The organism is Denitratisoma oestradiolicum, from assembly GCF_902813185.1.
GTDB classification, from domain to species: domain Bacteria; phylum Pseudomonadota; class Gammaproteobacteria; order Burkholderiales; family Rhodocyclaceae; genus Denitratisoma; species Denitratisoma oestradiolicum.
The window spans coordinates 2724492-2746438 of the sequence record NZ_LR778301.1; the positions used below are offsets into that span (position 1 = coordinate 2724492).

Below are 21947 nucleotides of genomic sequence, written 5' to 3' on the forward strand. Positions count from 1 at the left end.
CCACCGCTGGCAAGCGCCTAAACAAGATGTTTATTGCTGCACCTTGTCCTTGACCTCACCTTCGATGGTGCGCCCCAGATGCTGCTGATCCACTTGAGCGGGAGGGGGCTCCGAACTGCTGCCTTCCTTCATGCCATCCTTGAAGCCACGGATTGCGCTACCCAGATCCTTGCCGACGTTGCCCAGTTTTTTGGTTCCGAACACTAGCATGATGATGACCAGCACCACCAGCCAATGCCAAATGCTCCAGCTTCCCATGACTGTCTCCTGTGTTAACGTGAAAGAGCGAATTGAAACGGCAAGTCAAATTTTCGAGCGCAGCGAGCCGGCATTGTCACCTCCCCCGGAGAGGGGGAGACGGGGAAGGGGTGAGCCTTCCTGCCTTTCGCGTGTTTCATGGACCTGGGCGGCAAATCGGCTTCCCTGTGCTAGGGTTTGCGCACCATCGGCCCGACCGGCTCCGGCCCGCCGAGGACGTGAAGGTGCAGATGATAAACCTCCTGACCACCGACACGGCCGGTATTGACGATGGTCCTGAAACCATCATCCAGCCCTTCGGATCGGGCCAGACTCACTGCCTTTATCAGTAGACGCCCCAACAGGGCTTCATGTTCCGGCGCCACATCGTAAAGAGTGGCCAGATGCAGCTTGGGGATAATCAGGAAGTGCACCGGGCGCTGGGGATTAATGTCGTGAAAGGCAAGCATCTGCTCGTCTTCGTAGATCTTCTTGCAGGGAACCTCTCCTGCGGCGATCTTGCAGAAAATGCAGTCCGCCATGATCACGCCCCCCGGCTCTTTTTTTCGTCGATGCCGGAAATGCCTTCGCGGCGACGCAATTCGGCCAGCACGTCGTCCACGCCGACATCGAACTGAGCCAGCAGCACCATGCTGTGGAACCAGAGGTCGGTCACTTCCCGCACCAGATGCAGGCGGTCGCCGTCCTTGGCGGACATGATGGCCTCCGCAGCCTCTTCCGCCACCTTCTTGCAGATCGCGTCGGTGCCCTTGGCGTAGAGACTGGCCACATAGGACGAGTCCGGGGCGGCGCCCTTGCGCCCCACCAGGGTGGCCTGCAAGCGGTGCAGCACTTCGGCGTCGATCATTTGTATATCTCCTCGGGGTCCTTGATTACCGGCTCTACGCTGTTCCAGCCGGAGTCGTCCAGCCTGTTGAAGAAACAACTGCGGCGGCCTGTATGGCAGGCGATCCCGCCTACCTGCTCGATCCGCAGCAGGATCACGTCGTTGTCGCAATCGGTGCGTATCTCCAGTACCTTCTGCACATGGCCCGATTCCTCGCCCTTGCGCCAGAGACGGCGACGGGAGCGGGACCAATACACGGCCTCGCCGCTACGCTGGGTCTGGTCGAGGGCCTCCCGGTTCATCCAGGCGAACATCAGCACTTCGCCTGTATGGGCGTCCTGGGCAATCACCGGCACCAGGCCCTGTGCGTCCCATTTCACATCATTGAGCCATTTCGCACCCACAAGCACCTCCTCGCCTTTACACACCGAGACGAACGTCAGAGCCGAACCTCGATGCCCTGCGCCCGCATGTATTCCTTGGCCTCGCGGATGGTGTATTCGCCGTAATGAAAAATGCTGGCCGCCAGCACCGCGTCGGCCCGGCCCTCGGTCACGCCATCCGCCAGGTGCTGGAGATTGCCCACGCCACCACTGGCGATGACCGGCACCTCCACAGCCTCGGACACAGCCCGGGTCAGGGCCAGATCGAAGCCGCTCTTGGTGCCGTCGCGATCCATGCTGGTAAGCAGTATCTCCCCCGCCCCAAGCGCCACGACCCGGCGCGCCCAATCAATGGCGTCCAGGCCCGTGTCCTTGCGGCCGCCGTGGGTGAACACGGACCAGCGTCCCGGCGCCACCTGCTTGGCGTCAATGGCCACCACAATGCACTGGGCGCCCACCTTGCCTGAAGCCTCGGCCACCAGCTGGGGGTTCTGCACTGCGGCAGTATTCATGCTGACCTTGTCGGCACCGGCATTGAGCAGGCGCCGCACGTCATCTACGGTACGCACCCCGCCACCGACGGTCAGGGGGATGAAGACCTGCTCCGCCACCTGCTGCACCACGTTGAGAATGATGCCCCGCTGGTCGGAACTGGCGGTGATGTCCAGAAAGGTGATTTCGTCAGCACCCTGTTCGTCGTAGCGGCGGGCGATCTCCACCGGGTCCCCGGCATCCTGCAGCTCGACGAAGTTGATGCCCTTGACGACCCGGCCGGCATTGACGTCGAGACAGGGAATGATGCGTTTGGCCAGCATGGGAAGCGCTCGTCTCGGATCAGGGTTTGCGGAGCTTGTCGGCTTCGGCCTGGGCCTTCCTGAAATCGAGCTTGCCCTCGTAGATGGCCCGCCCGGTGATGGCACCGACGATACCCTCGTCCTGCACGGCACACAGCGCCTTCACATCCTTGAGGCAGGCCAGGCCGCCGCTGGCGATCACCGGAATGCGCAGGGCCTGGGCCAGCTTGACGGTGGCTTCCACATTCACGCCGCTCAACATGCCGTCGCGGCCGATGTCGGTATAGATCACCGCCTCGACGCCGTAATCCTCGAATTTCTTGGCCAGGTCGATGACATCATGGCCCGTGAGCTTGGACCAGCCATCCACGGCTACCTTGCCATCCTTGGCATCCAGACCAACGATGATGTGGCCGGGAAAGGCTGTGCAGGCATCGTGGATGAACCCGGGATTCTTGACTGCGGCGGTACCGATGATCACATAGCTGATGCCGTCATCCAGGCAACGCTCGATGGTATCCAGGTCGCGGATACCGCCGCCCAACTGGACCGGAATCTCGTCACCCACTTCGGCCAGGATCGCCTTGATCGCTGGCTCGTTCTTGGGCTTGCCGGCAAAGGCGCCGTTCAGATCCACCAGATGAAGACGCCGGGCGCCCTGATCGATCCAGTGGCGGGCCATGGCGGCGGGATTCTCGGAAAATACCGTGGCATCGTCCATGGCGCCTTGTTTGAGGCGCACACAATGCCCGTCCTTGAGGTCGATGGCGGGAATCAGCAGCATAAGGGGGTCCGTGTCGAATACCGGCCTGGGGCCAAAAATCAGGGGTTCCAGCGCATGAAGTTGCCCAACAGCCGCAAACCGGCCTGGGCGCTTTTTTCCGGATGGAACTGGACGGCGAAGATGTTATCTCGCGTCACCGCACTGGTAAAGGGTATGCCGTAGCACGTGGAAGCGGCCACCAGGGACTGCTCCGCCGGCTCCACGTAGTAGCTATGTACGAAGTAGAAGCGGGACTGGTCCGCAATACCGTCCCACAGGGGATGCGCCCTCACCTGGGCCACCTGATTCCAGCCCATGTGGGGCACCTTGAGCCGGCTTCCATCCGGTCCATGCATGGCGGCGGGAAAGCGACAGACCCGTCCCGGCAGGATGCCCAGACCCGGCACGTTGCCTTCCTCGCTATGTTGGAACAGCATCTGCACACCAATGCAGATGCCCAGGAAGGGCTTCTCGGCGGCAGCGCGCAACACTGCCTCCAGCAAGCCTCGGGCCGTCAGTTCCTCCATGCAGTCGGGCATGGCGCCCTGGCCCGGCACCACAACACGATCCGCCCGGGCCAGATCGGCCGGATCGGCAGTGACCTTGACGGTGGCGCCAGCGGCCACATGCTCGATGGCCTTGGCCACCGAACGCAGATTGCCCATGCCGTAATCGACGACGGCGACTGTACTCATGATGGGGAAACGGTCAGAGACTACCTTTGGTGGATGGAACGCCGCTGGAGCGCGAATCCGGCTCGACGGCCATGCGCAGGGCGCGGCCGAAGGCCTTGAACACGGTCTCGGCCTGATGATGGGCATTAGCGCCCCGCAGGCAATCCACATGCACCGTGATGGCAGCGTGGTTGACCAGGCCTTGAAAGAACTCGCGCACCAGATCCACGTCGAATTCGCCGATCATGGCCCGGGAGAAATTCACGTCGAACACTAGGCCGGGCCGGCCGGAGAGATCCACCACCACCCGCGACAGGGTTTCGTCCAAGGGCACATAGGCATGACCATAGCGCCGCACCCCGGCCTTGTTGCCCAGGGCGCTGGACAGGGCCTGTCCAATGGTGATGCCGATATCTTCCACGGTGTGATGATCGTCGATGTGCAGATCGCCACTGGCCCTGACTTCGAGGTCGATCAGACCATGACGGGCGATCTGATCCAGCATGTGATCCAGAAAACCGATCCCGGTGGCGAGCGTCGACTTGCCCGTGCCATCCAGATCGAGACGCACGGAGACCTGGGTTTCCAGGGTATTTCGAGAGAGTTCGGCTTGCCGCATGGCGCTGGGTGACTGCCAGATTGATGGGGGAATCCAAAGGAGGCGCCATGATACCATTTCGTCCAATTCGAGCGACACCGCGCCATTCCACACTTTTCCCCCGCCGGCCCCATGAATCCCTACTGGAGTGAAACCGTCCGCAAGCTGACACCCTATGTACCGGGTGAACAACCCAAGCTGGCCAATCTGGTCAAACTCAACACCAACGAAAACCCCTACGGCCCATCACCCCGGGTGGCCCAGGCCATGGCAGCGGAAATGGGCGACCGACTGCGGCTCTACCCCGATCCGGACTCCAGCGCCCTGAAACAGGCGATTGCTCGCCATCATGGGGTGGGGGTGGATCAGGTGTTCGTCGGCAATGGTTCGGACGAAGTGCTCGCCCATGTGTTCCTGGGGCTACTCAAGCATGGGCGCCCGGTACTGTTTCCCGACATCACCTACAGTTTCTATCCGGTCTACTGCGGGCTGTATGACATCGACTACGCCGCCATCCCTCTGACCCCGGACTTCACCATTCGCACGGATGACTATCTGGACTATGGCAGCAACGGCGGCATCATCTTCCCCAACCCCAACGCGCCCACCGGAAGGTTGTTGCCCCTGGGGGAAGTCGAGCGCCTGGCGACCGGGAATCCCGGTTCCCTGGTGGTAATCGACGAGGCCTATGTGGATTTTGGCGGCACGCCCATTCCCACCGCCATCCCCCTGATCGAGCGTCATGCCAACCTGCTGGTGGTGCAGACCCTCTCCAAGTCCCGTTCCCTGGCCGGCCTGCGGGTGGGATTTGCAATAGGCCAGAAGGGACTGATCGAAGGCCTCGACCGGGTCAAGAACAGTTTCAACTCCTATCCCCTGGATCGACTGGCCTGCGTTGGCGCCGTGGCCGCAATGGAAGACGACGAGCACTTCGAACACACGCGCCAGGCCGTCATTTCCAGCCGGGAAATCCTGGCCCGGAATCTGGTCGAACTGGGTTTCGAGGTGTTACCTTCCGCCGCCAACTTCCTCTTTGCCCGTCATCCGCAACGGGATGCGGCACAATTGGCCCAGGCCCTGAGGGCACAAAGCATCATCGTCCGCCACTTCCGTCAGCCACGTATCGATCAACATCTGCGAATCACCATCGGTACCGATGCGCAGTGCGTTGCACTGACCACGGCGTTGCGGGATATCCTAGCCAGCAGCGGCCCCTGACCCCGCGCTGACACAGCCAAAATGAAAGCCAGTTGCATTGCGGTTTTCAACCAAAAAGGAGGGGTAGGCAAAACCACCACCGCCCTCAATCTTGGCGCTGCCATGGCCCGACAGCAACAAGATGTCCTGCTGGTGGACCTGGACCCCCAGGCCCACCTTTCAGCAATCCACAGCAATACTCCGTTCAACGTAGAACGCAGCATTTTCGCCCTGTATCAGCACAGCGTGTCCCTGGCGACACTGGCGGTGGAGTGGCCCGCCATTGGCTACCTGATCCCCGCTCATGGAGAGTTGATCAAGGTGGATTCCCTGTTTGGGAAGGGCCCCAACATCCTGAACCGACTCAAACTGGGACTATCCGACCACTTGGGGAAATTTCCGGCTCTCAATGTAATCGTCGACTGCTGCCCCTTCCTCGGGGTACTTTCCCTCAACGCGGTTTTTGCCGCCGACCGGATGCTGGTCCCCATCTCATCGGACTTTCTGTCTTTACGGGGCGCATTCCAGATCGAGCGCACCCTGAAAGCACTGGAGCCTGTATTGAAACGGCGCATTGAGCGGCGTTATCTGCTGACCCGCTTCGACCGCCGTCGCAAGATGAGCTATGAGATTCAGGATCGGCTGCGGGAACGATTCGGCAACGAACTGTGTGAAACAGTAATTTCCGAAAACGTCACCGTCGCAGAGGCTCCCTCGCTGAACCTGGATATTTTTCGCCACGCCCCCAACAGCCGGGGCGCCCAGGATTATGCGGCCCTGCTCGAAGAACTTCTGACTTCGGGATTCCTGGCCGATTGAGGCTCAGCGAGTAAGCAAATTGACGACCTGCTCGTAACTGGCTGAAGGCGTGACGGTAGAGGTCCGCATGACCCCAGGATGACAGACGCAGTTCAGGATCTCACAATCGCGATAGATCTGACGTAGCTTTACCTGCGCCTCAGCCTCGTCGCGACCATGAATCATGAGGTTGTCCACCACCAATCCAATACGGGTGCGGATACGGAAAGCGTACTTGGTAATCAACGGGGAATGCATTCATAAACCCCTTTGGCATCATATAGATGCGACGAGTATATGTGCATCTTTCTGAGAAAACAACCTAGTCGCCTATTTTTTCTGGATAAAATATCACCATAGCCCGCCGGTGACACCTATTTTTGAAAGCGGCAATCCCAGCGATCAAATTGAAGACAGAACCCGTCGGATACATCGCAGCAAGGAACACGTCAGTAAGTCGCGTTATTGTTCACTGGCATCCGCGGGCAACCCAAACAGCGCAGTAAGCAGCCTCCCCCTATGACGACGACCCAATCCCGTCACGAAAGCTTCATCATTGTCGGAGTGACCCATGAGGGTCGCCGCTTCCGGCCCAGTGACTGGGCCGAGCGACTGTGCGGAACCATGTCTGTATTTGGCGCCGAACGTCGCATGGCTTATTCGCCCTATGTCCAGCCAGGCAACCATGAGGGGGAGAAGTGCGTATTCGTGGATATCCGCATCCACGATATCGAAACCAAGGCCTACCACTTCCTGGAGCGCTTCGCCCAGGATAACAACCTGAAGGTCATTGCTCCCTGGGTACCGCCCCGCTGATTGGGAAGCATCCCGATCCTGAAATACAAAACGCGACGCCCGGGACAACCCGGGCGTCGCGCATATATGCTTTCATCCTCGGACAGCCGAAGCTGTCCAGTCCAAGGCTCTTACAGAGCCTTGATCGCGGCGGAAAGGCGGCTCTTGTAACGAGCCACGGAATTCTTGTGAACGACCTTCTTGTCGGCGATGGAGTCGATAACGCTTTGTGACTCCTTGAAGACATTCTGGGCAACTGACTTGTCGCCAGCGCCAATTGCCTTGCGCACCTTCTTGATGGCGGTACGCAGGGTCGAGCGCAGGCTCATGTTATGGGAGCGCTGTTTGACAGCCTGGCGGGCGCGCTTGCGCGCTTGTGCGGAATTTGCCATGGGGGTTGATCCGTATTCCGTGTCTGGAAAAGGGCGCGATTATATGGACTTCAGCCATTCTTTGCAATAGGGAAATCTACCCTAACATGCGGTCCCATGAATCTCCTCAAGACCCTCGCCACCGTCAGCGGTATGACCCTCCTGTCGCGCGTTCTCGGTTTCGTACGCGACTTCATCATCGCCAGGACCTTCGGCGCCGGTCTCGCCACCGACGCCTTCTTCGTCGCTTTCCGGCTGCCCAACCTGCTGCGGCGGCTTTTTGCCGAAGGCGCCTTTTCCCAGGCCTTCGTTCCCATCCTGGCCGAATACCGGAACCGCCAGGGCGAGGCAGAAACCAAACGGCTGGTGGACCACGTTGCCACCGCCCTGTTTCTGACCGTGCTGGTGGTGACCCTGCTGGGTATGCTTGCTGCGCCAGCCATCATTTATCTCTCAGCGCCGGGATTCTCCGCCAACGCAGAAAAGTTCGGACTTACGGTCACCCTGACCCGGATCACGTTCCCCTACATCCTGTGTATGTCCCTGGTGGCACTGGCCGCCGGCATCCTCAACACCTGGAGCCGCTTTGCCCTGCCGGCCTTTACCCCGGTCATGCTCAATCTGTCCATGATTGCCGGCGCGCTCTGGCTCGCACCCTATTTCGACCCTCCGGTCATGGCTCTAGGATGGGCCGTATTTCTTGGCGGCATGGCTCAATTGGCCATCCAACTGCCGGCTTTGCGCCGCATCGGTATGCTGCCACGTTTTTCCCTGCTGCTATCGGATCCGGGTGTGCGCCGCATCCTCAAACTAATGGCCCCTGCGGTACTGGGAGTCTCTGTTTCTCAGTTATCCCTGCTGATCAACACCATATTCGCTTCCTTCCTGCAAAGCGGGAGCGTCTCCTGGCTGTATTACGCGGATCGACTGATGGAGTTCCCGGCAGGACTCCTCGGCGCCGCCCTGGGCACCATCCTGTTGCCCAGTCTCTCCAAAACCCACGCCCAGGGGCAGGCCCAGGAGTTTTCCGCCCTGCTGGACTGGGGGTTGCGACTGACCCTGCTGCTGACCCTACCCGCCGCCCTGGCCCTGGCCCTGCTGGCAGTACCGCTGCTCTCCACCCTGTTTCAACATGGCGCCTTCACCGCCACAGACGTACTGCAAACCCGGCAGGCCCTGGTGGCCTACAGCGTAGGCCTCACCGGCCTGATCCTGGTCAAGGTACTGGCACCGGGTTTTTATGCCCGCCAGGACATCAGAACTCCGGTGAAGATCGCACTCGTGACCCTGGCGCTGACCCAATTGATGAACCTGGCCTTCATCGGCTGGCTCAAACATGCCGGCCTCGCTCTTTCCATCGGCCTGGCCTCCTGCTGCAATGCCTTCCTGCTCTATCAAGGCCTGAGGCGGCAGGGCAGCTACCAGCCCGCACCGGGTTGGCTAGCCTTCCTTTCGAAGCTGACCCTGGCCCTGATGGTACTGGGCATCGCCCTGTACTGGGGCATGGGCGTAGAAGCCACATGGCTGAACCGCTCCTGGTCTGCCAAGATCCTGCATCTGTCCGCCCTGGTCGTCGGAGGGGCCACTGCCTATCTGGGCATGCTGTTCCTGTTGGGCTTCCGCCTGAGTCACTTCGCCCGGCGGGCTCACTGACCTTCCGCCAAAACCCTCGCAACCGGACGCCGCCGGCTACCCTGAATCGGGGATAATTGTTATTGTTTGCCACCCCCATCAACCATCGGGAGTCCGCCCATGAAAATCGCCAACAATGTTATCGAGCTGATCGGCAACACACCACTGGTCAGACTCAATCGTGTCACCCAGGGACTTTCCGCCACCATCGTGGCCAAGCTGGAGTACTTCAATCCCGGTCACAGCGTAAAAGACCGGATCGCCCTTTCCATGCTCGATGCCGCAGAAGCAACAGGCGCCATCAACCCCGCGACCACAGTGCTGGTGGAACCCACCAGCGGTAACACCGGCATCGGCCTGGCCATGGTAGCCGCCGCCCGAGGCTACAAGCTGGTACTGACCATGCCGGAAAGCATGAGCCGCGAACGACGTCTGCTGCTCAAGGCCTATGGTGCCGACCTGATCCTGACTCCCGCTGCGGATGGCATGGGGGGCGCCATCGCCAAGGCCAGGGAACTGGTGGCGGCCAACGCCAACTACTTCATGCCGCAACAGTTCGAGAACCCAGCCAACCCCGAAATCCACCGCAAGACCACCGCTGAGGAAATCTGGCGCGATACCGATGGCAAGGTCGATATCGTCGTCTCCGGCATCGGTACCGGTGGCACCATCACTGGCGTGGGCGAGGTCCTCAAGGAACGCAAGCCCGGTGTCAGGATGGTGGCAGTGGAACCCGATGCCAGTCCCGTGCTGTCTGGCGGTCAGAAGGGGCCTCACCTGATCCAGGGCATCGGCGCCGGCTTTGTTCCGGCAGTCCTCAACACGGCTATCTATGACGAAGTTGTCCGCGTGACCAATGATGAAGCCCTGGACACCGCCCGCACCATGGCGACCCAGGAAGGCCTGCTGGTGGGCATCTCCTCCGGAGCTGCGGTGTGGGCAGCCCTGCAGGTAGCCCGACGTCCGGAGAATGCCGGCAAGCTGATCGTGGTGATCATCCCCTCCTACGGCGAGCGCTACCTCTCCACCAAGCTCTTCGAACACTTGGCAGTCTGAAGTCGAATATGAATCAGGATGTGGAAATGCATGGAAAAACCGTCTGGCGCAAACCGGACGGGGCTCCCATATCATGCACCGAGAAAATCAAGGTTCTTAATCAAAACCTCGAAGAGCTAAGGCAAGTGGCCCAGGATGCCCTGGACGATGCCGTTCTGATGGGATGCAGCGAAGCACAGATCAAGGCCGCCTTCAGCGCTCTGCTTGAGGATTTGCGCAGCGCATTCCCGGAACAGGTTTCAACGGAAGACGAAACCTGAGAGGGCACGATTCACCATGAAAAAAGGCCCGGCAGTTGCCGGGCCTTTTTTCATGGTACTGGTGGCCAGGGGCGGAATCGAACCGTCGACACGCGGATTTTCAATCCGCTGCTCTACCAACTGAGCTACCTGGCCAAGGAGGCGCGCATTATAGCGGGACCTTCTGAAATTTGTCAGCAGAAATTCAATCGAAATCGGGAGCCCCACCGGAGCCATCCAGTCAGGGCTGCTGCCTCAGCCTCGGCAAGGCAGGTTACCAGGGGATGATTCCGCCGCAGGACGAAAAAAAGCCCGTCACTCGACGGGCTTGATGGCGGAAGAGAAAAGCGCAAATTACTTTTTGGCCTTCTTGCCTGCCACAGCCGTCTTGAACCCAGCGCCAGCGGTAAACTTGGGCACGGTGGTGGCCGGAATCTTGATCGTCGCGCCAGTCTGCGGATTCTTACCAGTACGGGCAGCACGCTTGGCGGACTTGAATGTCCCGAATCCAACCAGAGTCACTGTGTCACCCTTTGAAACAGCCTTGACCACTGCGGCAATAACGGCGTCCAGCGCCTTGCCAGCGGCAGCCTTACTGATGTCTGCCTCCTTGGCGGCAATTTCGATCAACTCCGCTTTGTTCATCTCACTTCCTTTCCAGTTGGTGAAGGCCACATGGCCTGACGCGGATTTTAACCACGTCTGTAGACCTTGTGGCAAGCGCCTTGAGCGAATTTTTGCTGCTTTTGTCGGCATCAGACACGACCATGAGGACAATGTCGATATATTCCTTATCAATCCAGGCCGGCACCATCAGGGGAATGCCTCTATCCTAGTTCGATGCGGATAGACATACCTATGATTTATTGACGAAATTTCCAGCCCCCCCTAACATCTCTTCTTTTTCCGATTGCCTCTCCGTGCAGCTTGATTCCTTAAACACCCTGATCGCCCCTGACATGAAGGCGGTCGACGCGGTCATTCGTGACCGGCTCCACTCCGACGTAGTCCTGGTACGCCAGGTAGCGGAATACATCATCTCCGCCGGGGGCAAGCGCATGCGCCCCGCCCTGGTGATACTGGCTGCCCAGGCCACTGGATATCAGGGTAGCCATCATCATGAGCTCGCTGCCGTCGTCGAGTTCATCCATACCGCCACTTTGCTCCATGACGACGTCGTCGACGAATCCAGCCTGCGTCGCGGCAGGCAAACCGCCAATACCCTGTTTGGCAACGCCGCCAGCGTACTGGTAGGGGACTTCCTCTATTCACGGGCGTTCCAGATGATGGTCGGCGTGGGCAGCATGCGCATCATGGAAGTCCTTGCGGATGCCACCAACGTCATTGCCGAAGGCGAAGTGTTGCAATTGATGAACTGCAACAACGCCGACATCGCGACCGAGAACTATCTGCAGGTCATCCGCTACAAGACCGCCAAGCTCTTCGAGGCGGCCGCACGCCTGGGTGGCATTCTGGGTGGAGCCTCGGCGGAATTGGAAGATGGCCTGGCTCGTTACGGCATGCATCTGGGCACGGCATTTCAGCTCATCGACGACGTGCTGGACTACTCAGGTGACGAAAACGAGACAGGCAAGCATCTGGGCGACGATCTGGCCGAAGGCAAGCCCACGCTGCCGCTGCTTCACGCCATGCATCACGGCACAGCCGAGCATAGCGCGGCGGTCAGGCGCGCCATCGAACAGGGCGACCGAGAAGAATTGCCCGCCGTCCTGACGGCAATCCGCAGCACTGGCGCCCTTGAGGAGACCCGCCGCTACGCCGAGATCGAGGCCCAATCGGCAAGGGATGCACTCTCTTCCCTGCCGCCGTCGATTTACCGGGATTCTCTGCTACAATTCGCGGCCTTCGCGGTGGATCGACGCCACTGATGAAGGGACGGATCGGTTTCTTCCGTATCCCGTCGGGGTGTAGCTCAGCCTGGTAGAGTACTGCGTTCGGGACGCAGGAGTCGGAGGTTCGAATCCTCTCACCCCGACCAAGCGAACATGCAAAAAGCCCGGTCTTGATGATCGGGCTTTTTTGTTCTCCCTTTCCCTATTCCACCGTCACGCTCTTGGCCAGATTGCGCGGCTTGTCCACGTCCGTCCCCTTGACCAGGGCCGCATGGTAGGCCAGCAACTGCAGCGGTATTACATGCAATACGGGTGAGAGCAGGCCGTAATGCTCGGGCAGGCGCATGATGTGCAGGCCCGGCTCCTCGCTCACGGCGGAGTCCTGATCGGCGAAGACGTACAGTTCGCCACCGCGACTCTTCACTTCCTGAAGGTTCGATTTCAGCTTTTCCAGCAAGGCGTCGTTGGGGGCCACGGCAACCACCGGCATCTCCTTGTCCACCAGGGCCAGAGGACCGTGCTTGAGTTCGCCGGCCGGGTAGGCCTCGGCGTGGATATAGGAAATCTCCTTGAGCTTGAGCGCACCTTCCAGGGCGATCGGGTAATGATGACCCCGCCCCAGGAACAGGGCATGCTGCTTGTCGGCGAAACGGCGGGCCCATACGGCGATGCCGGGTTCCAGCTCCAGTACTTTCTGCACCGCCACCGGCAGATGGCGCAGGGCCGCCAGATGCCGCGCCTCCTCCTCGCCCGTGATCCAGTCCTGCTGGCTGGCCAGGGTCAGGGCCAGGAGCGCCAGGGCCGCCAGTTGGGTGGTGAAGGCCTTGGTGGAGGCCACCCCGATCTCGGGACCGGCCCGGGTCAGGAACTTCAGCGCCGCCTCGCGGATCAGGGCCGACTCCGCCACATTGCAGATGGCCAGGGTCCGGTTCATGCCCAGGTGGCGGGCATGCTTGAGGGCTGCCAGAGTATCGGCCGTCTCACCGGACTGGGAGATGGCCACCACCAGGGTGTCCGGATCGGGCACCGATTCGCGATAGCGATACTCGCTGGCCACCTCGACGGTGCAGGGCAATTCGGCCAGGGACTCGATCCAGTAACGGGCTACCAGACCGGCGTGGTAACTGGTGCCGCAGGCCAGGATCAGCACCCGGGTCACACCGTCCAGCAGTTCCGGCGCTGCGCTGCCGAACAGATGGGGCGACAGGCGCTGGGCCGTGCCGATCATCTCCAGGGTGTTGGCTAGGGCCTGAGGCTGCTCGAAAATTTCCTTCTGCATGTAATGACGGTACTGGCCCAGTTCAACGGCATCCACCGAGAGCTGGCTTTCCACTACGGCCCGATCCACGGGGGCACCATTCCATCCCAGTACCCGCCATCCATCACGGCGAATCTCGGCCACATCGCCATCTTCCAGGTAGACCATGGAGCGGGTGACCTGAAGCAGGGCCGAAGCATCGGAGGCGGCGTAATTCCCGGCACTGCCGATGCCCAGCAGCAAGGGTGCGCCATGGCGCGCCACCACCACCCGTTCATCCCCCTCCTTCAACACCGCGATGGCATAGGCGCCGATCAGCCGGGTGCTGGCAAGGCGCACCGCCTGGAGCAGATCCGGCTCGCGCTTCAGGGTGTGCTCGATCAGGTGGGCGATGGCCTCGGTGTCGGTGTCGGAACTGAAGACATAGCCCAGGCCCGACAACTCACTCTTGATCTCGGCAAAATTCTCGATGATGCCGTTATGCACCAGGGCCAGGCCGCCGGAGACGTGAGGGTGGGCATTGCGCTCCGAAGGCACGCCATGGGTGGCCCAGCGGGTATGGGCGATGCCCTGGCAGGCCTCGACGCCCTCTGCCTGGAGGGCCAGCTCGGCCACCCGGCCGACACTGCGCAGACGCTGCAGATCAGGATTGAGCACCGCCAAGCCGGCAGAGTCGTAGCCCCGGTATTCGAGCTTGCGCAGCCCCTCGATCAGGATGGGAACCACATTACCCGCGGCGACGGCCGCAACGATGCCGCACATGTTCAGTCCTTGCGTTGTTTCACTGGCCGCTTCCAGCCGGTGATGGAAATCTGCTTCGCCCGGGACACGGTCAGGGTATCCGGCGGGGCATCCTTGGTCAGGGTGGTGCCGGCCCCCAGGGTGGCGCCCCGCCCCACGGTGACGGGGGCCACCAGTTGCGTGTCGGAGCCGATGAAGGCGTCGTCCTCGATGACGGTACGGAACTTGTTGGCGCCGTCGTAATTGCAGGTGATGGTGCCGGCGCCAATGTTTACTCGCTGGCCCACGGTGGCATCGCCCACATAGGCCAGATGGTTGGCCTTGGAATGATCGGCGATGGTGCTGTTCTTCACCTCGACGAAATTGCCGATATGCACGTCCTGTCCCAGTTCGGCGCCAGGCCGCAGACGGGCGTAGGGGCCGATGGCATTGGCCGGCCCGACCCTTGCGTCCTCCAGATGACAGAAGGCCTGGATGCGGCTACCGGCACCCACGGTGACGTTCTTCAATACGCAATGGGGACCGATCACCACGCCATCTCCCAGCTCGACCCGGCCTTCGAAGACGCAGCCCACGTCGATGCTCACGTCCCGCCCGCAGATCAGCTCACCGCGCACGTCGATGCGACTGGGATCGGCCAGGGTGACGCCCTCCTCCAGCAGCCGACCGGCGAGATTGCACTGATGGACCCGTTCCAGTTGCGCCAGTTGGGACTTGCTATTCACGCCCTGCACCTCCCAGGCCGCGTCGGGCCGGGCGGTATGCACCGCCATGCCCTCCGCGACGGCGAGGGCCACGATGTCGGTCAGGTAGTACTCGCCCTGGGCGTTGCGGTTGCCCAGACCCGGCAACCAGCGTTGCAGAGCAGTGGTGGGAGCCACCAGGATTCCGGTATTCACTTCCCGGATGGCCCGCTCCGCATCGTCGGCATCCTTTTCCTCGACGATACGCGTCACCTGGCCATTGACCCGCACGATACGACCATAACCTTGGGGATCGTCCAGTTCCACAGTAAGCAGGGCCAGGGCATCCATTGCGGCGGCGGCAATCAGCCGTGCCAGGGTCTCGGCACGGATCAGAGGCACATCGCCATAGAGCACCAGGGTGGGCCGCTGGGAATTCAGTTGCGGCAACGCCTGAAGCACCGCATGGCCGGTGCCGTGCTGGGGCTCCTGCAGCGCCCAGCTCAGATCGGCCGCCGCCAGTGCCCGGGGCACGGCATCGCCGCCATGGCCATAGACCACGCTGATGGGCGCCGCTCCCAGACTGCGGGCGGTATCGAGCACATGGGCCAGCATGGGTCGCCCGGCGATGGGATGCAGCACCTTGGGCAGGTCGGAGCGCATGCGCTTGCCCTGACCCGCGGCAAGCACGACAACATTGATGGGGTTGGCAATGAATGACATGGTCTGAGCCAGAAATGCGAAAGGCGCAGCGGGATTCTAGCCCGACCGCGCCTTTCGCGATTTTGCGATTAATCCGGAATCAACGGGGCAGCGTGGAGGACCCCATCAGGAATTCATCCACGGTACGGGCGCACTGACGCCCCTCGCGGATCGCCCAGACCACCAGGGACTGACCACGCCGCATATCGCCAGCGGCGAACACCTTGGCCACATTGGTGCTGTAGGCACGGTCGCCCTCCGTCGCCGCCTGAGCATTGCCCCGGCCGTCCTTGGTAACGCCGAAGGCGTCCAGCACACCGCCTACAGGACTGACGAAACCCATGGCCAGGAACACCAGATCAGCCTTGATCTCGAACTCGGAGCCAGGAATCTCGCTCATCTTGCCGTCCTTCCACTCCAGGCGTACGGCCTTCACCGCCTTGAGCTGGCCCTTCTCGCCGATGAACTCCTTGGTGCCGATGGACCAGTCCCGCTCACAGCCCTCTTCATGAGAGGAGGAAGTGCGCAGCTTGAGAGGCCAGTAGGGCCAGGTCAGCTCGCCATTTTCCTGCTCCGGCGGACGGGGCAGCAATTCGATCTGGGTCACGCTGGCGGCGCCATGGCGATTGGAGGTGCCTACGCAATCGGAGCCCGTATCGCCACCACCGATCACCAGCACATGCTTGCCGGCGGCACTGATGGGGTTCTTCCTGCCGCCATGAACTTCCTTGTTCTGGGGAATCAGGAACTCCAGAGCGAAATGCACGCCGGCCAGGTTACGGCCAGGAATGGGCAGGTCCCGCGGGTGCTCGGCGCCTCCAGAGAGCACCACCGCATCGAACTGTTTCTGCAACTGCTCGGCGGTAACGATCTTCTTGCCATCGTTGCAGACCCCCTTGGGCATATCGGCCTTGGTCACCAGGGTACCAGTGACAAATTTGACGCCTTCTACTGCCATCTGAGCCATGCGCCAGTCGATCAGGCGCTTGTCCAGCTTGAAGTCGGGGATGCCGTAGCGCAGCAGGCCGCCGATGCGATCATTCTTCTCGAACACGGTGACATCATGGCCCGCCCGGGCCAGTTGCTGGGCGGCCGCCAGCCCGGCAGGACCGGAGCCGACGACGGCGACCTTCTTGCCGGTCTTGCGGGCGGCGGGCTGGGGCAGCACCCAGCCATTCTCGCCGGCCTTGTCGATAATCGCCCGCTCGATGGACTTGATGCCCACCGGAGTCTGGGGAATGTTCAGGGTGCAGGCAGCCTCGCAGGGTGCCGGGCAGATACGGCTGGTGAACTCGGGGAAGTTGTTGGTGGAATGGAGTACCTCGATGGCCTCCTGCCACTTGCCCCGATAGACCAGGTCGTTCCAGTCCGGAATGATGTTATTGACCGGGCAGCCATTGTTGCAGAAGGGAATGCCGCAATCCATGCAACGAGCACCCTGGGTCTTGGCCTTCTCATCGGAAAGGCGCAGCACGAACTCCCGGTAGTTCTTGACCCGTGCCGCCACCGGCTCGTAGGACTCGGACTGGCGCTGAAATTCGAGAAATCCAGTGGGCTTGCCCATTATGCGGCCTCCAGCACAAAGACAGGCGCAGCCTGCTCGACGTTCCCCTCGCCCTGGATGGGAGAGGGGCTAGGGGTGAGGGTGAAGACGATGCACATCATGCGGCCTCCTTCTGTTGCTGTTCCGCCATCTCCTTCAGGGCACGGCGATACTCGTGGGGCATGACTTTGACGAAGCGGGAGCGGTACTGGGGCCAATGAGCCAGAATGTCCCGGGCCCGCTCGCTGTCGGTGTATTCGGCATGCTTGGCGATCAGGGACTTCAGCAAGTCCTCGTCGGCGCGGCCCAGATGGCGCACGTCCACCCGGCCGTGGCCTTCCAGCTCTCCGGTTTCGGAAGCTGCGATCTCCTCGGGCACGGGCTCCAGAGCCACCATGGCCAGATTGCAACGCTTTTCGAAATTGCCATCCTCGTCCAGCACGTAGGCGACACCCCCGCTCATGCCAGCGGCAAAGTTGCGGCCGGTCTGGCCCAGCACCACCACGGTGCCGCCGGTCATGTACTCGCAACCGTGATCGCCAGTGCCTTCCACCACGGTGGTGGCACCGGAATTGCGTACGGCGAAGCGTTCGCCGGCGACACCGCGGAAGTAGGCCTCACCCTCGGTGGCACCATAGAGCACCGTATTGCCGACGATGATGTTGTCGGTGGGCACGCCGCGGAAATCCTTGGGCGGCCTGACGATGATGCGGCCACCGGACAGGCCCTTGCCCACATAATCGTTACCTTCGCCAACCAGATCCATGGTGATGCCACGAGCCAGGAAGGCGCCGAAACTCTGGCCGGCGGTGCCGGTCAGTCGGACATGGATGGTGTCATTGGGCAGCCCTGTGCTGCCATAACGACGGGCCACCTCATGGGACAACAGGGTGCCACAGGTACGATTCACGTTGCTGATCGGCGTGTTGATCACCACGGGCTTGCCGTTCTCCAGCGCACGGGCGGCCTCCTGAACCAGCTTGTGGTCCAGGGCCTTGTCGAGGCCGTGATCCTGGGTCTCCCGATGGCAGCGGGCAACACCGGCGGGCATCGGAGGCATGTGGAATATCTTGGAGAAGTTAAGCCCCTGGGCCTTCCAGTGCTCGATGCCCTGGCGGGTGTCGAGCAAGTCGGCGCGGCCGATCAGGTCATCGAACTTACGGATGCCGATCTGGGCCATCAGTTCGCGCAACTCCTCGGCAACAAAGAAGAAGTAGTTCACTACGTGCTCAGGCTGGCCGGTGAAACGCTTGCGCAGCTCGGGATCCTGAGTGGCCACACCCACCGGGCAAGTGTTGAGGTGGCACTTGCGCATCATGATGCAGCCTTCCACCACCAGAGGAGCCGTGGCGAAACCGAATTCGTCGGCGCCGAGCAGGGCGCCGATCAGCACATCGCGGCCGGTCTTCATCTGACCATCGGCCTGGACCCGGATGCGGCCCCGCAGACGGTTCAACACCAGAGTCTGCTGGGTCTCGGCCAGTCCCAGCTCCCAGGGGGTGCCGGCATGCTTGATGGAGGAAATGGGAGAAGCGCCGGTGCCGCCGTCATGGCCGGCGATCACCACATGGTCGGCCTTGGCCTTGGCAACGCCGGCCGCCACGGTACCCACACCCACTTCCGAGACCAGCTTGACGGAAATGCTGGCCTGGGAATTGGCGTTCTTCAGATCATGGATCAGTTGCGCCAGATCCTCGATGGAATAGATGTCGTGATGAGGCGGTGGCGAGATCAGGCCGACGCCGGGCACGGAATGGCGCAGGAAGCCGATGTACTCCGACACCTTATGGCCGGGCAGTTGGCCGCCTTCGCCGGGCTTGGCGCCCTGGGCCATCTTGATCTGGATCTGGTCCGCATTGGCCAGGTATTCAGCCGTGACGCCAAAGCGACCGGAGGCCACCTGCTTGATGGCGGAACGCAGGGAATCACCATCCTTCAGTTCGAGATCCCGTTCGATCCGTCCCTTGCCGATCAGATCGGCCACGGTCTGGCCGCCCTTGACGGGCTTGAAGCGCATCGGGTCCTCGCCGCCCTCGCCGGTGTTGGACTTGCCGCCGATACGGTTCATGGCGATGGCCAGGGTGCTATGGGCCTCCGTGGAGATGGACCCCAGGGACATGGCGCCAGTGGCGAAACGCTTGACGATTTCCTTGGCGGACTCGACTTCCTCCAGGGGTACGGCGGGACCAGCGGCCTTGATCTCGAACAGGCCGCGCAGGGTCATGTGGCGCTTGCTCTGGTCGTTGATGATCCTGGCGTATTCCTTGTAGGTCTCGTACTTGCCGGAACGGGTGGCGTGCTGAAGCTTGGCGATGGAATCCGTCGTCCACATGTGCTCCTCGCCGCGCACGCGCAGAGCGTACTCGCCACCGGCATCCAGCATGTTTTCAAGCACGGGGTCATCGGAGAAGGCGGACCGGTGCACACGCACGGCCTCCTCGGCGACTTCCCGCAGGCCGATGCCTTCCACCTGGGTCGCGGTACCGGTGAAGTACTTGGCAACGAAAGCGGCATTGAGACCAATGGCCTCGAAGATCTGGGCGCCGCAGTAGGACTGGTAGGTGGAAATGCCCATCTTGGACATCACCTTGTTCAGTCCCTTGCCCACGGCCTTGACGTAGCGCTTGTGGGCATCCTTGTAGTCCTTGCCGGCGAAACTCTTGATGGTCTCCAGGGCCAGCCAGGGGGACACAGCCTCGGCGCCATAACCGGCCAGGAGCGCGATATGATGGACCTCGCGCACGGAACCGGTATCCACCACCAGGCCGGTGCTGGTGCGCAGCCCCTTCCGGGTCAGGTGATGGTGCACGCCCGAGGTGGCAAGCAGGGCCGGAATGGCCACGGCGTCACGGGAGATGGCACGGTCGGACAGGATCAGCACGTTGTAGCCATCGGCCACGGAGCGCTCGGCGGCAGCACAGAGGCGGGCAATGGCTGCCTCGCAGCCTTCGGCCCCCTCCCCGGCGGGATAGGTCATGTCCAGCACCAGGGACTTGAACCTGCCCTTGGTCAGCTTGTCGATGTTGCGCAGACGGGCGATATCGTCCTCCAGCAGCACCGGCTGGTGCAGCTCCAGGCGCGGCGTCAGGGGCTCGTCCACATTGGCGATGCCCATCAGGTTGGGCTTGGGGCCGACGAAGCTGGTCAGGGACATGACGATCTCCTCGCGGATCGGATCGATCGGCGGGTTCGTCACCTGGGCGAAGAGCTGCTTGAAATAGACGTAGAGGGACTTGTTCCTGGATGACAGCACGGGCAGGGCCGCATCGTTACCCATGGAACCGGTGGCTTCCTCGCCCTGGGCCGTCATGGGTTCAAGCACGAACTTGATGTCTTCCTGGGTGTAGCCAAAGGCCTGCTGGGTATCGAGCAGGGACTCACGCATTTCCGACTTGAGTTTGCCGGCGGGCAGATCGGCGAGGAAGATGCGTGACTCTTCGGTCCACTTGCCGTAGGGCTCCTGGGTGGCGATGGCCTTCTTCAGTTCGGCATCATCGATGATGCGGCCCTGCTCCAGGTCGATCATGAACATCTTGCCGGGCTGGAGACGCCATTTCTTGACAATCTTCTTCTCGGGGAAGGTGAGCACGCCCATCTCCGAGGCCATCATCACGATGTCATCCTCGGTGATCAGGTAGCGCGCCGGCCGCAGGCCGTTTCGATCCAGGGTGGCGCCGATCTGGCGGCCGTCGGTGAAGGCCACGGCGGCCGGGCCGTCCCAGGGCTCCATCACCGGGGCGTGGAATTCATAGAAGGCGCGGCGCTCCTCGTCCATCAGGGGGTTGCCGGCCCAGGCCTCGGGAATCAGCATCATCATGGCGTGGGCCAGGGAATAGCCGCCCATCACCAGGAGTTCCAGGGCATTGTCGAAGCAGGCGGAGTCCGACTGGCCTTCGACGATCAGGGGCCACAGCTTGTCCAGATCCTCGCCCAAGAGGCTGGAATCCATGGCCTTCTGCCGGGCCGCCATCCAGTTGACGTTGCCGCGCAGGGTATTGATTTCGCCGTTGTGGGCGATCATGCGGAAAGGATGGGCCAGATCCCAGGTGGGGAAGGTGTTGGTGGAAAAGCGCTGGTGCACCAGGGCCAGGGCCGACACCATGCGCGGATCCTGAAGATCGCGGAAGTACTCGCCCACCTGCCAGGAAAGCAGCATGCCCTTATAGACGATAGTGCGGGAAGAAAGGGAGCCGATGTAAAACATCTTGCGGTCGTCGATGTGCAGGCGACGCACTTCATGCTCGATGCGCTTGCGGATCACGAACAGCTTGCGCTCGAAGGCATTCTGGTCGGCGCAGGACTCGCCACGGCCGATAAACGCCTGGCGGATGACCGGCTCGATATCCCGGGCGGAATCGGCCAGGCCGCTGTTGTCCCGAGGAACGTCGCGCCAGCCCAGGAAGGTCTGGCCTTCCTCGCAAACAATGCGGGCCACGGCGGATTCGCAGGCGGCACGGCCGTTGGCCGACTGAGGCAGGAAAATGTTGCCGACAGCATAGGCACCGGCAACAGGCAGGGCGAAGCCGGCCTTTTTGGTTTCCTCGCGCAAGAAGGCGTCCGGCAACTGGATCAGAATGCCCGCGCCGTCGCCAAGTTTCGGATCGAAGCCCGTCGCCCCGCGATGCTCCAGATTTTTCAAAATAGCCAGGCCCTGTTCAACAATGGCGTGGCTTTTCTTGTTCTTGATGTGGGCGACAAAGCCAACGCCACAGGCGTCGTGCTCATGGGCAGGGTCGTATAGCCCCTGTCGGCTTGGCAGATCCATCTCGTCTGTCCTTGAAAT

General features: G+C 61.6%; 22 protein-coding genes and 2 tRNA genes. 8 read left to right on the top strand and 16 right to left on the bottom strand.

All coding sequences use genetic code 11. From position 1 onward, the window contains the following. Window positions 1–30: 30 nt before the first annotated feature. The 8 genes from tatA to hisB all read right to left on the bottom strand — a co-directional run bounded on the left by tatA (window position 31) and on the right by hisB (window position 4317). A complete protein-coding gene (tatA, locus tag DENOEST_RS12315) occupies window positions 31–258 on the bottom strand; it encodes a Sec-independent protein translocase subunit TatA (protein ID WP_145771127.1) in 228 nt (75 codons plus the stop codon). Window positions 259–428: 170 nt separating this feature from the next. Beyond that, complete coding sequence (locus DENOEST_RS12320) at window positions 429–779, bottom strand: histidine triad nucleotide-binding protein (RefSeq protein ID WP_145771128.1); 351 nt, start codon at window positions 777–779, stop codon at window positions 429–431. 2 nt (window positions 780–781) lie between these two features. Next, the gene (locus tag DENOEST_RS12325; protein WP_145771129.1) at window positions 782–1105 is read right to left on the bottom strand and encodes a phosphoribosyl-ATP diphosphatase; all 324 of its coding nucleotides are present in this window, start codon (window positions 1103–1105) and stop codon (window positions 782–784) included. After that, window positions 1102–1488 (bottom strand): phosphoribosyl-AMP cyclohydrolase, encoded by a 387-nt coding sequence (gene hisI / locus DENOEST_RS12330; protein ID WP_145771130.1) that lies wholly within the window; start codon window positions 1486–1488, stop codon window positions 1102–1104. Before hisI ends, DENOEST_RS12325 begins: the two co-directional genes overlap by 4 nt. Window positions 1489–1523: 35 nt before the next feature. Then, a complete protein-coding gene (gene hisF / locus DENOEST_RS12335; protein ID WP_145771131.1) occupies window positions 1524–2282 on the bottom strand; it encodes an imidazole glycerol phosphate synthase subunit HisF in 759 nt (252 codons plus the stop codon). 19 nt (window positions 2283–2301) lie between these two features. Next, window positions 2302–3045, bottom strand: coding sequence for a 1-(5-phosphoribosyl)-5-[(5-phosphoribosylamino)methylideneamino]imidazole-4-carboxamide isomerase (gene hisA, locus DENOEST_RS12340; RefSeq protein WP_145771132.1), 744 nt, complete (start codon window positions 3043–3045; stop codon window positions 2302–2304). A 38-nt stretch (window positions 3046–3083) separates the two neighbouring features. Beyond that, window positions 3084–3719, bottom strand: a complete 636-nt coding sequence (gene hisH / locus DENOEST_RS12345) for an imidazole glycerol phosphate synthase subunit HisH (RefSeq protein ID WP_145771133.1) — start codon at window positions 3717–3719, stop codon at window positions 3084–3086. A 13-nt stretch (window positions 3720–3732) separates the two neighbouring features. After that, window positions 3733–4317: an imidazoleglycerol-phosphate dehydratase HisB gene (gene hisB / locus DENOEST_RS12350; protein WP_145771134.1), complete on the bottom strand. Its 585-nt coding sequence runs from the start codon at window positions 4315–4317 to the stop codon at window positions 3733–3735. Window positions 4318–4428: 111 nt separating this feature from the next. On the opposite strand from hisB, the gene hisC reads away from it, so the two are divergent. Next, on the top strand, window positions 4429–5514 hold the full coding sequence (hisC, locus tag DENOEST_RS12355; RefSeq protein WP_145771135.1) for a histidinol-phosphate transaminase: 1086 nt from the start codon (window positions 4429–4431) through the stop codon (window positions 5512–5514). 21 nt (window positions 5515–5535) lie between these two features. Next, on the top strand, window positions 5536–6312 hold the full coding sequence (locus DENOEST_RS12360; protein WP_145771136.1) for a ParA family protein: 777 nt from the start codon (window positions 5536–5538) through the stop codon (window positions 6310–6312). Between the two features lie 3 nt (window positions 6313–6315). On the opposite strand, the gene DENOEST_RS12365 is transcribed toward DENOEST_RS12360, so the two are convergent. Then, on the bottom strand, window positions 6316–6549 hold the full coding sequence (locus DENOEST_RS12365) for a hypothetical protein (RefSeq protein ID WP_145771137.1): 234 nt from the start codon (window positions 6547–6549) through the stop codon (window positions 6316–6318). Between the two features lie 261 nt (window positions 6550–6810). Here DENOEST_RS12365 and DENOEST_RS12370 point away from each other — a divergent pair, with 261 nt between their 5' ends. Further along, window positions 6811–7107 (top strand): DUF3579 domain-containing protein, encoded by a 297-nt coding sequence (locus DENOEST_RS12370; RefSeq protein WP_145771138.1) that lies wholly within the window; start codon window positions 6811–6813, stop codon window positions 7105–7107. A gap of 110 nt (window positions 7108–7217) precedes the next feature. Here DENOEST_RS12370 and rpsT read toward each other — a convergent pair whose 3' ends face one another. Then, window positions 7218–7478: a 30S ribosomal protein S20 gene (rpsT, locus tag DENOEST_RS12375; RefSeq protein ID WP_145771139.1), complete on the bottom strand. Its 261-nt coding sequence runs from the start codon at window positions 7476–7478 to the stop codon at window positions 7218–7220. 96 nt (window positions 7479–7574) lie between these two features. On the opposite strand from rpsT, the gene murJ reads away from it, so the two are divergent. The 3 genes from murJ (at window position 7575) to DENOEST_RS12390 (ending at window position 10405) form a co-directional block, all read left to right on the top strand. Further along, on the top strand, window positions 7575–9110 hold the full coding sequence (gene murJ / locus DENOEST_RS12380; RefSeq protein WP_183148249.1) for a murein biosynthesis integral membrane protein MurJ: 1536 nt from the start codon (window positions 7575–7577) through the stop codon (window positions 9108–9110). Between the two features lie 99 nt (window positions 9111–9209). Next, on the top strand, window positions 9210–10145 hold the full coding sequence (gene cysK, locus DENOEST_RS12385; RefSeq protein WP_145771141.1) for a cysteine synthase A: 936 nt from the start codon (window positions 9210–9212) through the stop codon (window positions 10143–10145). Between the two features lie 8 nt (window positions 10146–10153). Further along, window positions 10154–10405: a hypothetical protein gene (locus DENOEST_RS12390; RefSeq protein ID WP_232096501.1), complete on the top strand. Its 252-nt coding sequence runs from the start codon at window positions 10154–10156 to the stop codon at window positions 10403–10405. Between the two features lie 59 nt (window positions 10406–10464). On the opposite strand, the gene DENOEST_RS12395 is transcribed toward DENOEST_RS12390, so the two are convergent. Both DENOEST_RS12395 and DENOEST_RS12400 read right to left on the bottom strand, forming a co-directional pair. Beyond that, window positions 10465–10540: transfer RNA gene (locus DENOEST_RS12395), tRNA-Phe, on the bottom strand. Between the two features lie 198 nt (window positions 10541–10738). Further along, on the bottom strand, window positions 10739–11029 hold the full coding sequence (locus DENOEST_RS12400) for an HU family DNA-binding protein (RefSeq protein WP_145771142.1): 291 nt from the start codon (window positions 11027–11029) through the stop codon (window positions 10739–10741). A 314-nt stretch (window positions 11030–11343) separates the two neighbouring features. Here DENOEST_RS12400 and ispB point away from each other — a divergent pair, with 314 nt between their 5' ends. Both ispB and DENOEST_RS12410 read left to right on the top strand, forming a co-directional pair. Further along, window positions 11344–12273 carry an octaprenyl diphosphate synthase gene (gene ispB / locus DENOEST_RS12405; RefSeq protein WP_232096502.1) on the top strand — a complete coding sequence of 310 codons (930 nt, stop codon included), beginning with the start codon at window positions 11344–11346 and terminating at the stop codon, window positions 12271–12273. A 33-nt stretch (window positions 12274–12306) separates the two neighbouring features. Then, window positions 12307–12383 (top strand) — tRNA-Pro (locus tag DENOEST_RS12410). A 56-nt stretch (window positions 12384–12439) separates the two neighbouring features. On the opposite strand, the gene glmS is transcribed toward DENOEST_RS12410, so the two are convergent. From glmS to DENOEST_RS12430, 4 genes are all read right to left on the bottom strand, one after another. Then, on the bottom strand, window positions 12440–14257 hold the full coding sequence (gene glmS / locus DENOEST_RS12415) for a glutamine--fructose-6-phosphate transaminase (isomerizing) (RefSeq protein WP_145771144.1): 1818 nt from the start codon (window positions 14255–14257) through the stop codon (window positions 12440–12442). Window positions 14258–14259: 2 nt separating this feature from the next. After that, window positions 14260–15642, bottom strand: coding sequence for a bifunctional UDP-N-acetylglucosamine diphosphorylase/glucosamine-1-phosphate N-acetyltransferase GlmU (glmU, locus tag DENOEST_RS12420; RefSeq protein WP_232096503.1), 1383 nt, complete (start codon window positions 15640–15642; stop codon window positions 14260–14262). A gap of 79 nt (window positions 15643–15721) precedes the next feature. After that, window positions 15722–17185, bottom strand: a complete 1464-nt coding sequence (locus tag DENOEST_RS12425) for a glutamate synthase subunit beta (protein WP_145771145.1) — start codon at window positions 17183–17185, stop codon at window positions 15722–15724. Between the two features lie 97 nt (window positions 17186–17282). Continuing rightward, window positions 17283–21929 (bottom strand): glutamate synthase-related protein, encoded by a 4647-nt coding sequence (locus DENOEST_RS12430; RefSeq protein ID WP_145771146.1) that lies wholly within the window; start codon window positions 21927–21929, stop codon window positions 17283–17285. Window positions 21930–21947: the final 18 nt, after the last annotated feature.

Excerpts from the sequence above, each read along its gene's own strand:
- DENOEST_RS12400 (WP_145771142.1), bottom strand. The coding sequence starts at position 11,029 with ATGAACAAAGCGGAGTTGATCGAAATTGCCGCCAAGGAGGCAGACATC.
- hisF (WP_145771131.1), bottom strand. The coding sequence starts at position 2,282 with ATGCTGGCCAAACGCATCATTCCCTGTCTCGACGTCAATGCCGGCCGG.
- ispB (WP_232096502.1), top strand. The coding sequence starts at position 11,344 with ATGAAGGCGGTCGACGCGGTCATTCGTGACCGGCTCCACTCCGACGTA.
- glmS (WP_145771144.1), bottom strand. The coding sequence starts at position 14,257 with ATGTGCGGCATCGTTGCGGCCGTCGCCGCGGGTAATGTGGTTCCCATC.
- hisB (WP_145771134.1), bottom strand. The coding sequence starts at position 4,317 with ATGCGGCAAGCCGAACTCTCTCGAAATACCCTGGAAACCCAGGTCTCC.
- hisA (WP_145771132.1), bottom strand. The coding sequence starts at position 3,045 with ATGCTGCTGATTCCCGCCATCGACCTCAAGGACGGGCATTGTGTGCGC.
- DENOEST_RS12360 (WP_145771136.1), top strand. The coding sequence starts at position 5,536 with ATGAAAGCCAGTTGCATTGCGGTTTTCAACCAAAAAGGAGGGGTAGGC.
- DENOEST_RS12370 (WP_145771138.1), top strand. The coding sequence starts at position 6,811 with ATGACGACGACCCAATCCCGTCACGAAAGCTTCATCATTGTCGGAGTG.
- DENOEST_RS12425 (WP_145771145.1), bottom strand. The coding sequence starts at position 17,185 with ATGGGCAAGCCCACTGGATTTCTCGAATTTCAGCGCCAGTCCGAGTCC.
- rpsT (WP_145771139.1), bottom strand. The coding sequence starts at position 7,478 with ATGGCAAATTCCGCACAAGCGCGCAAGCGCGCCCGCCAGGCTGTCAAA.
- DENOEST_RS12325 (WP_145771129.1), bottom strand. The coding sequence starts at position 1,105 with ATGATCGACGCCGAAGTGCTGCACCGCTTGCAGGCCACCCTGGTGGGG.
- DENOEST_RS12390 (WP_232096501.1), top strand. The coding sequence starts at position 10,154 with ATGAATCAGGATGTGGAAATGCATGGAAAAACCGTCTGGCGCAAACCG.
- hisH (WP_145771133.1), bottom strand. The coding sequence starts at position 3,719 with ATGAGTACAGTCGCCGTCGTCGATTACGGCATGGGCAATCTGCGTTCG.
- glmU (WP_232096503.1), bottom strand. The coding sequence starts at position 15,642 with ATGTCATTCATTGCCAACCCCATCAATGTTGTCGTGCTTGCCGCGGGT.
- DENOEST_RS12320 (WP_145771128.1), bottom strand. The coding sequence starts at position 779 with ATGGCGGACTGCATTTTCTGCAAGATCGCCGCAGGAGAGGTTCCCTGC.
- cysK (WP_145771141.1), top strand. The coding sequence starts at position 9,210 with ATGAAAATCGCCAACAATGTTATCGAGCTGATCGGCAACACACCACTG.
- tatA (WP_145771127.1), bottom strand. The coding sequence starts at position 258 with ATGGGAAGCTGGAGCATTTGGCATTGGCTGGTGGTGCTGGTCATCATC.
- DENOEST_RS12430 (WP_145771146.1), bottom strand. The coding sequence starts at position 21,929 with ATGGATCTGCCAAGCCGACAGGGGCTATACGACCCTGCCCATGAGCAC.
- murJ (WP_183148249.1), top strand. The coding sequence starts at position 7,575 with ATGAATCTCCTCAAGACCCTCGCCACCGTCAGCGGTATGACCCTCCTG.
- DENOEST_RS12365 (WP_145771137.1), bottom strand. The coding sequence starts at position 6,549 with ATGCATTCCCCGTTGATTACCAAGTACGCTTTCCGTATCCGCACCCGT.
- hisC (WP_145771135.1), top strand. The coding sequence starts at position 4,429 with ATGAATCCCTACTGGAGTGAAACCGTCCGCAAGCTGACACCCTATGTA.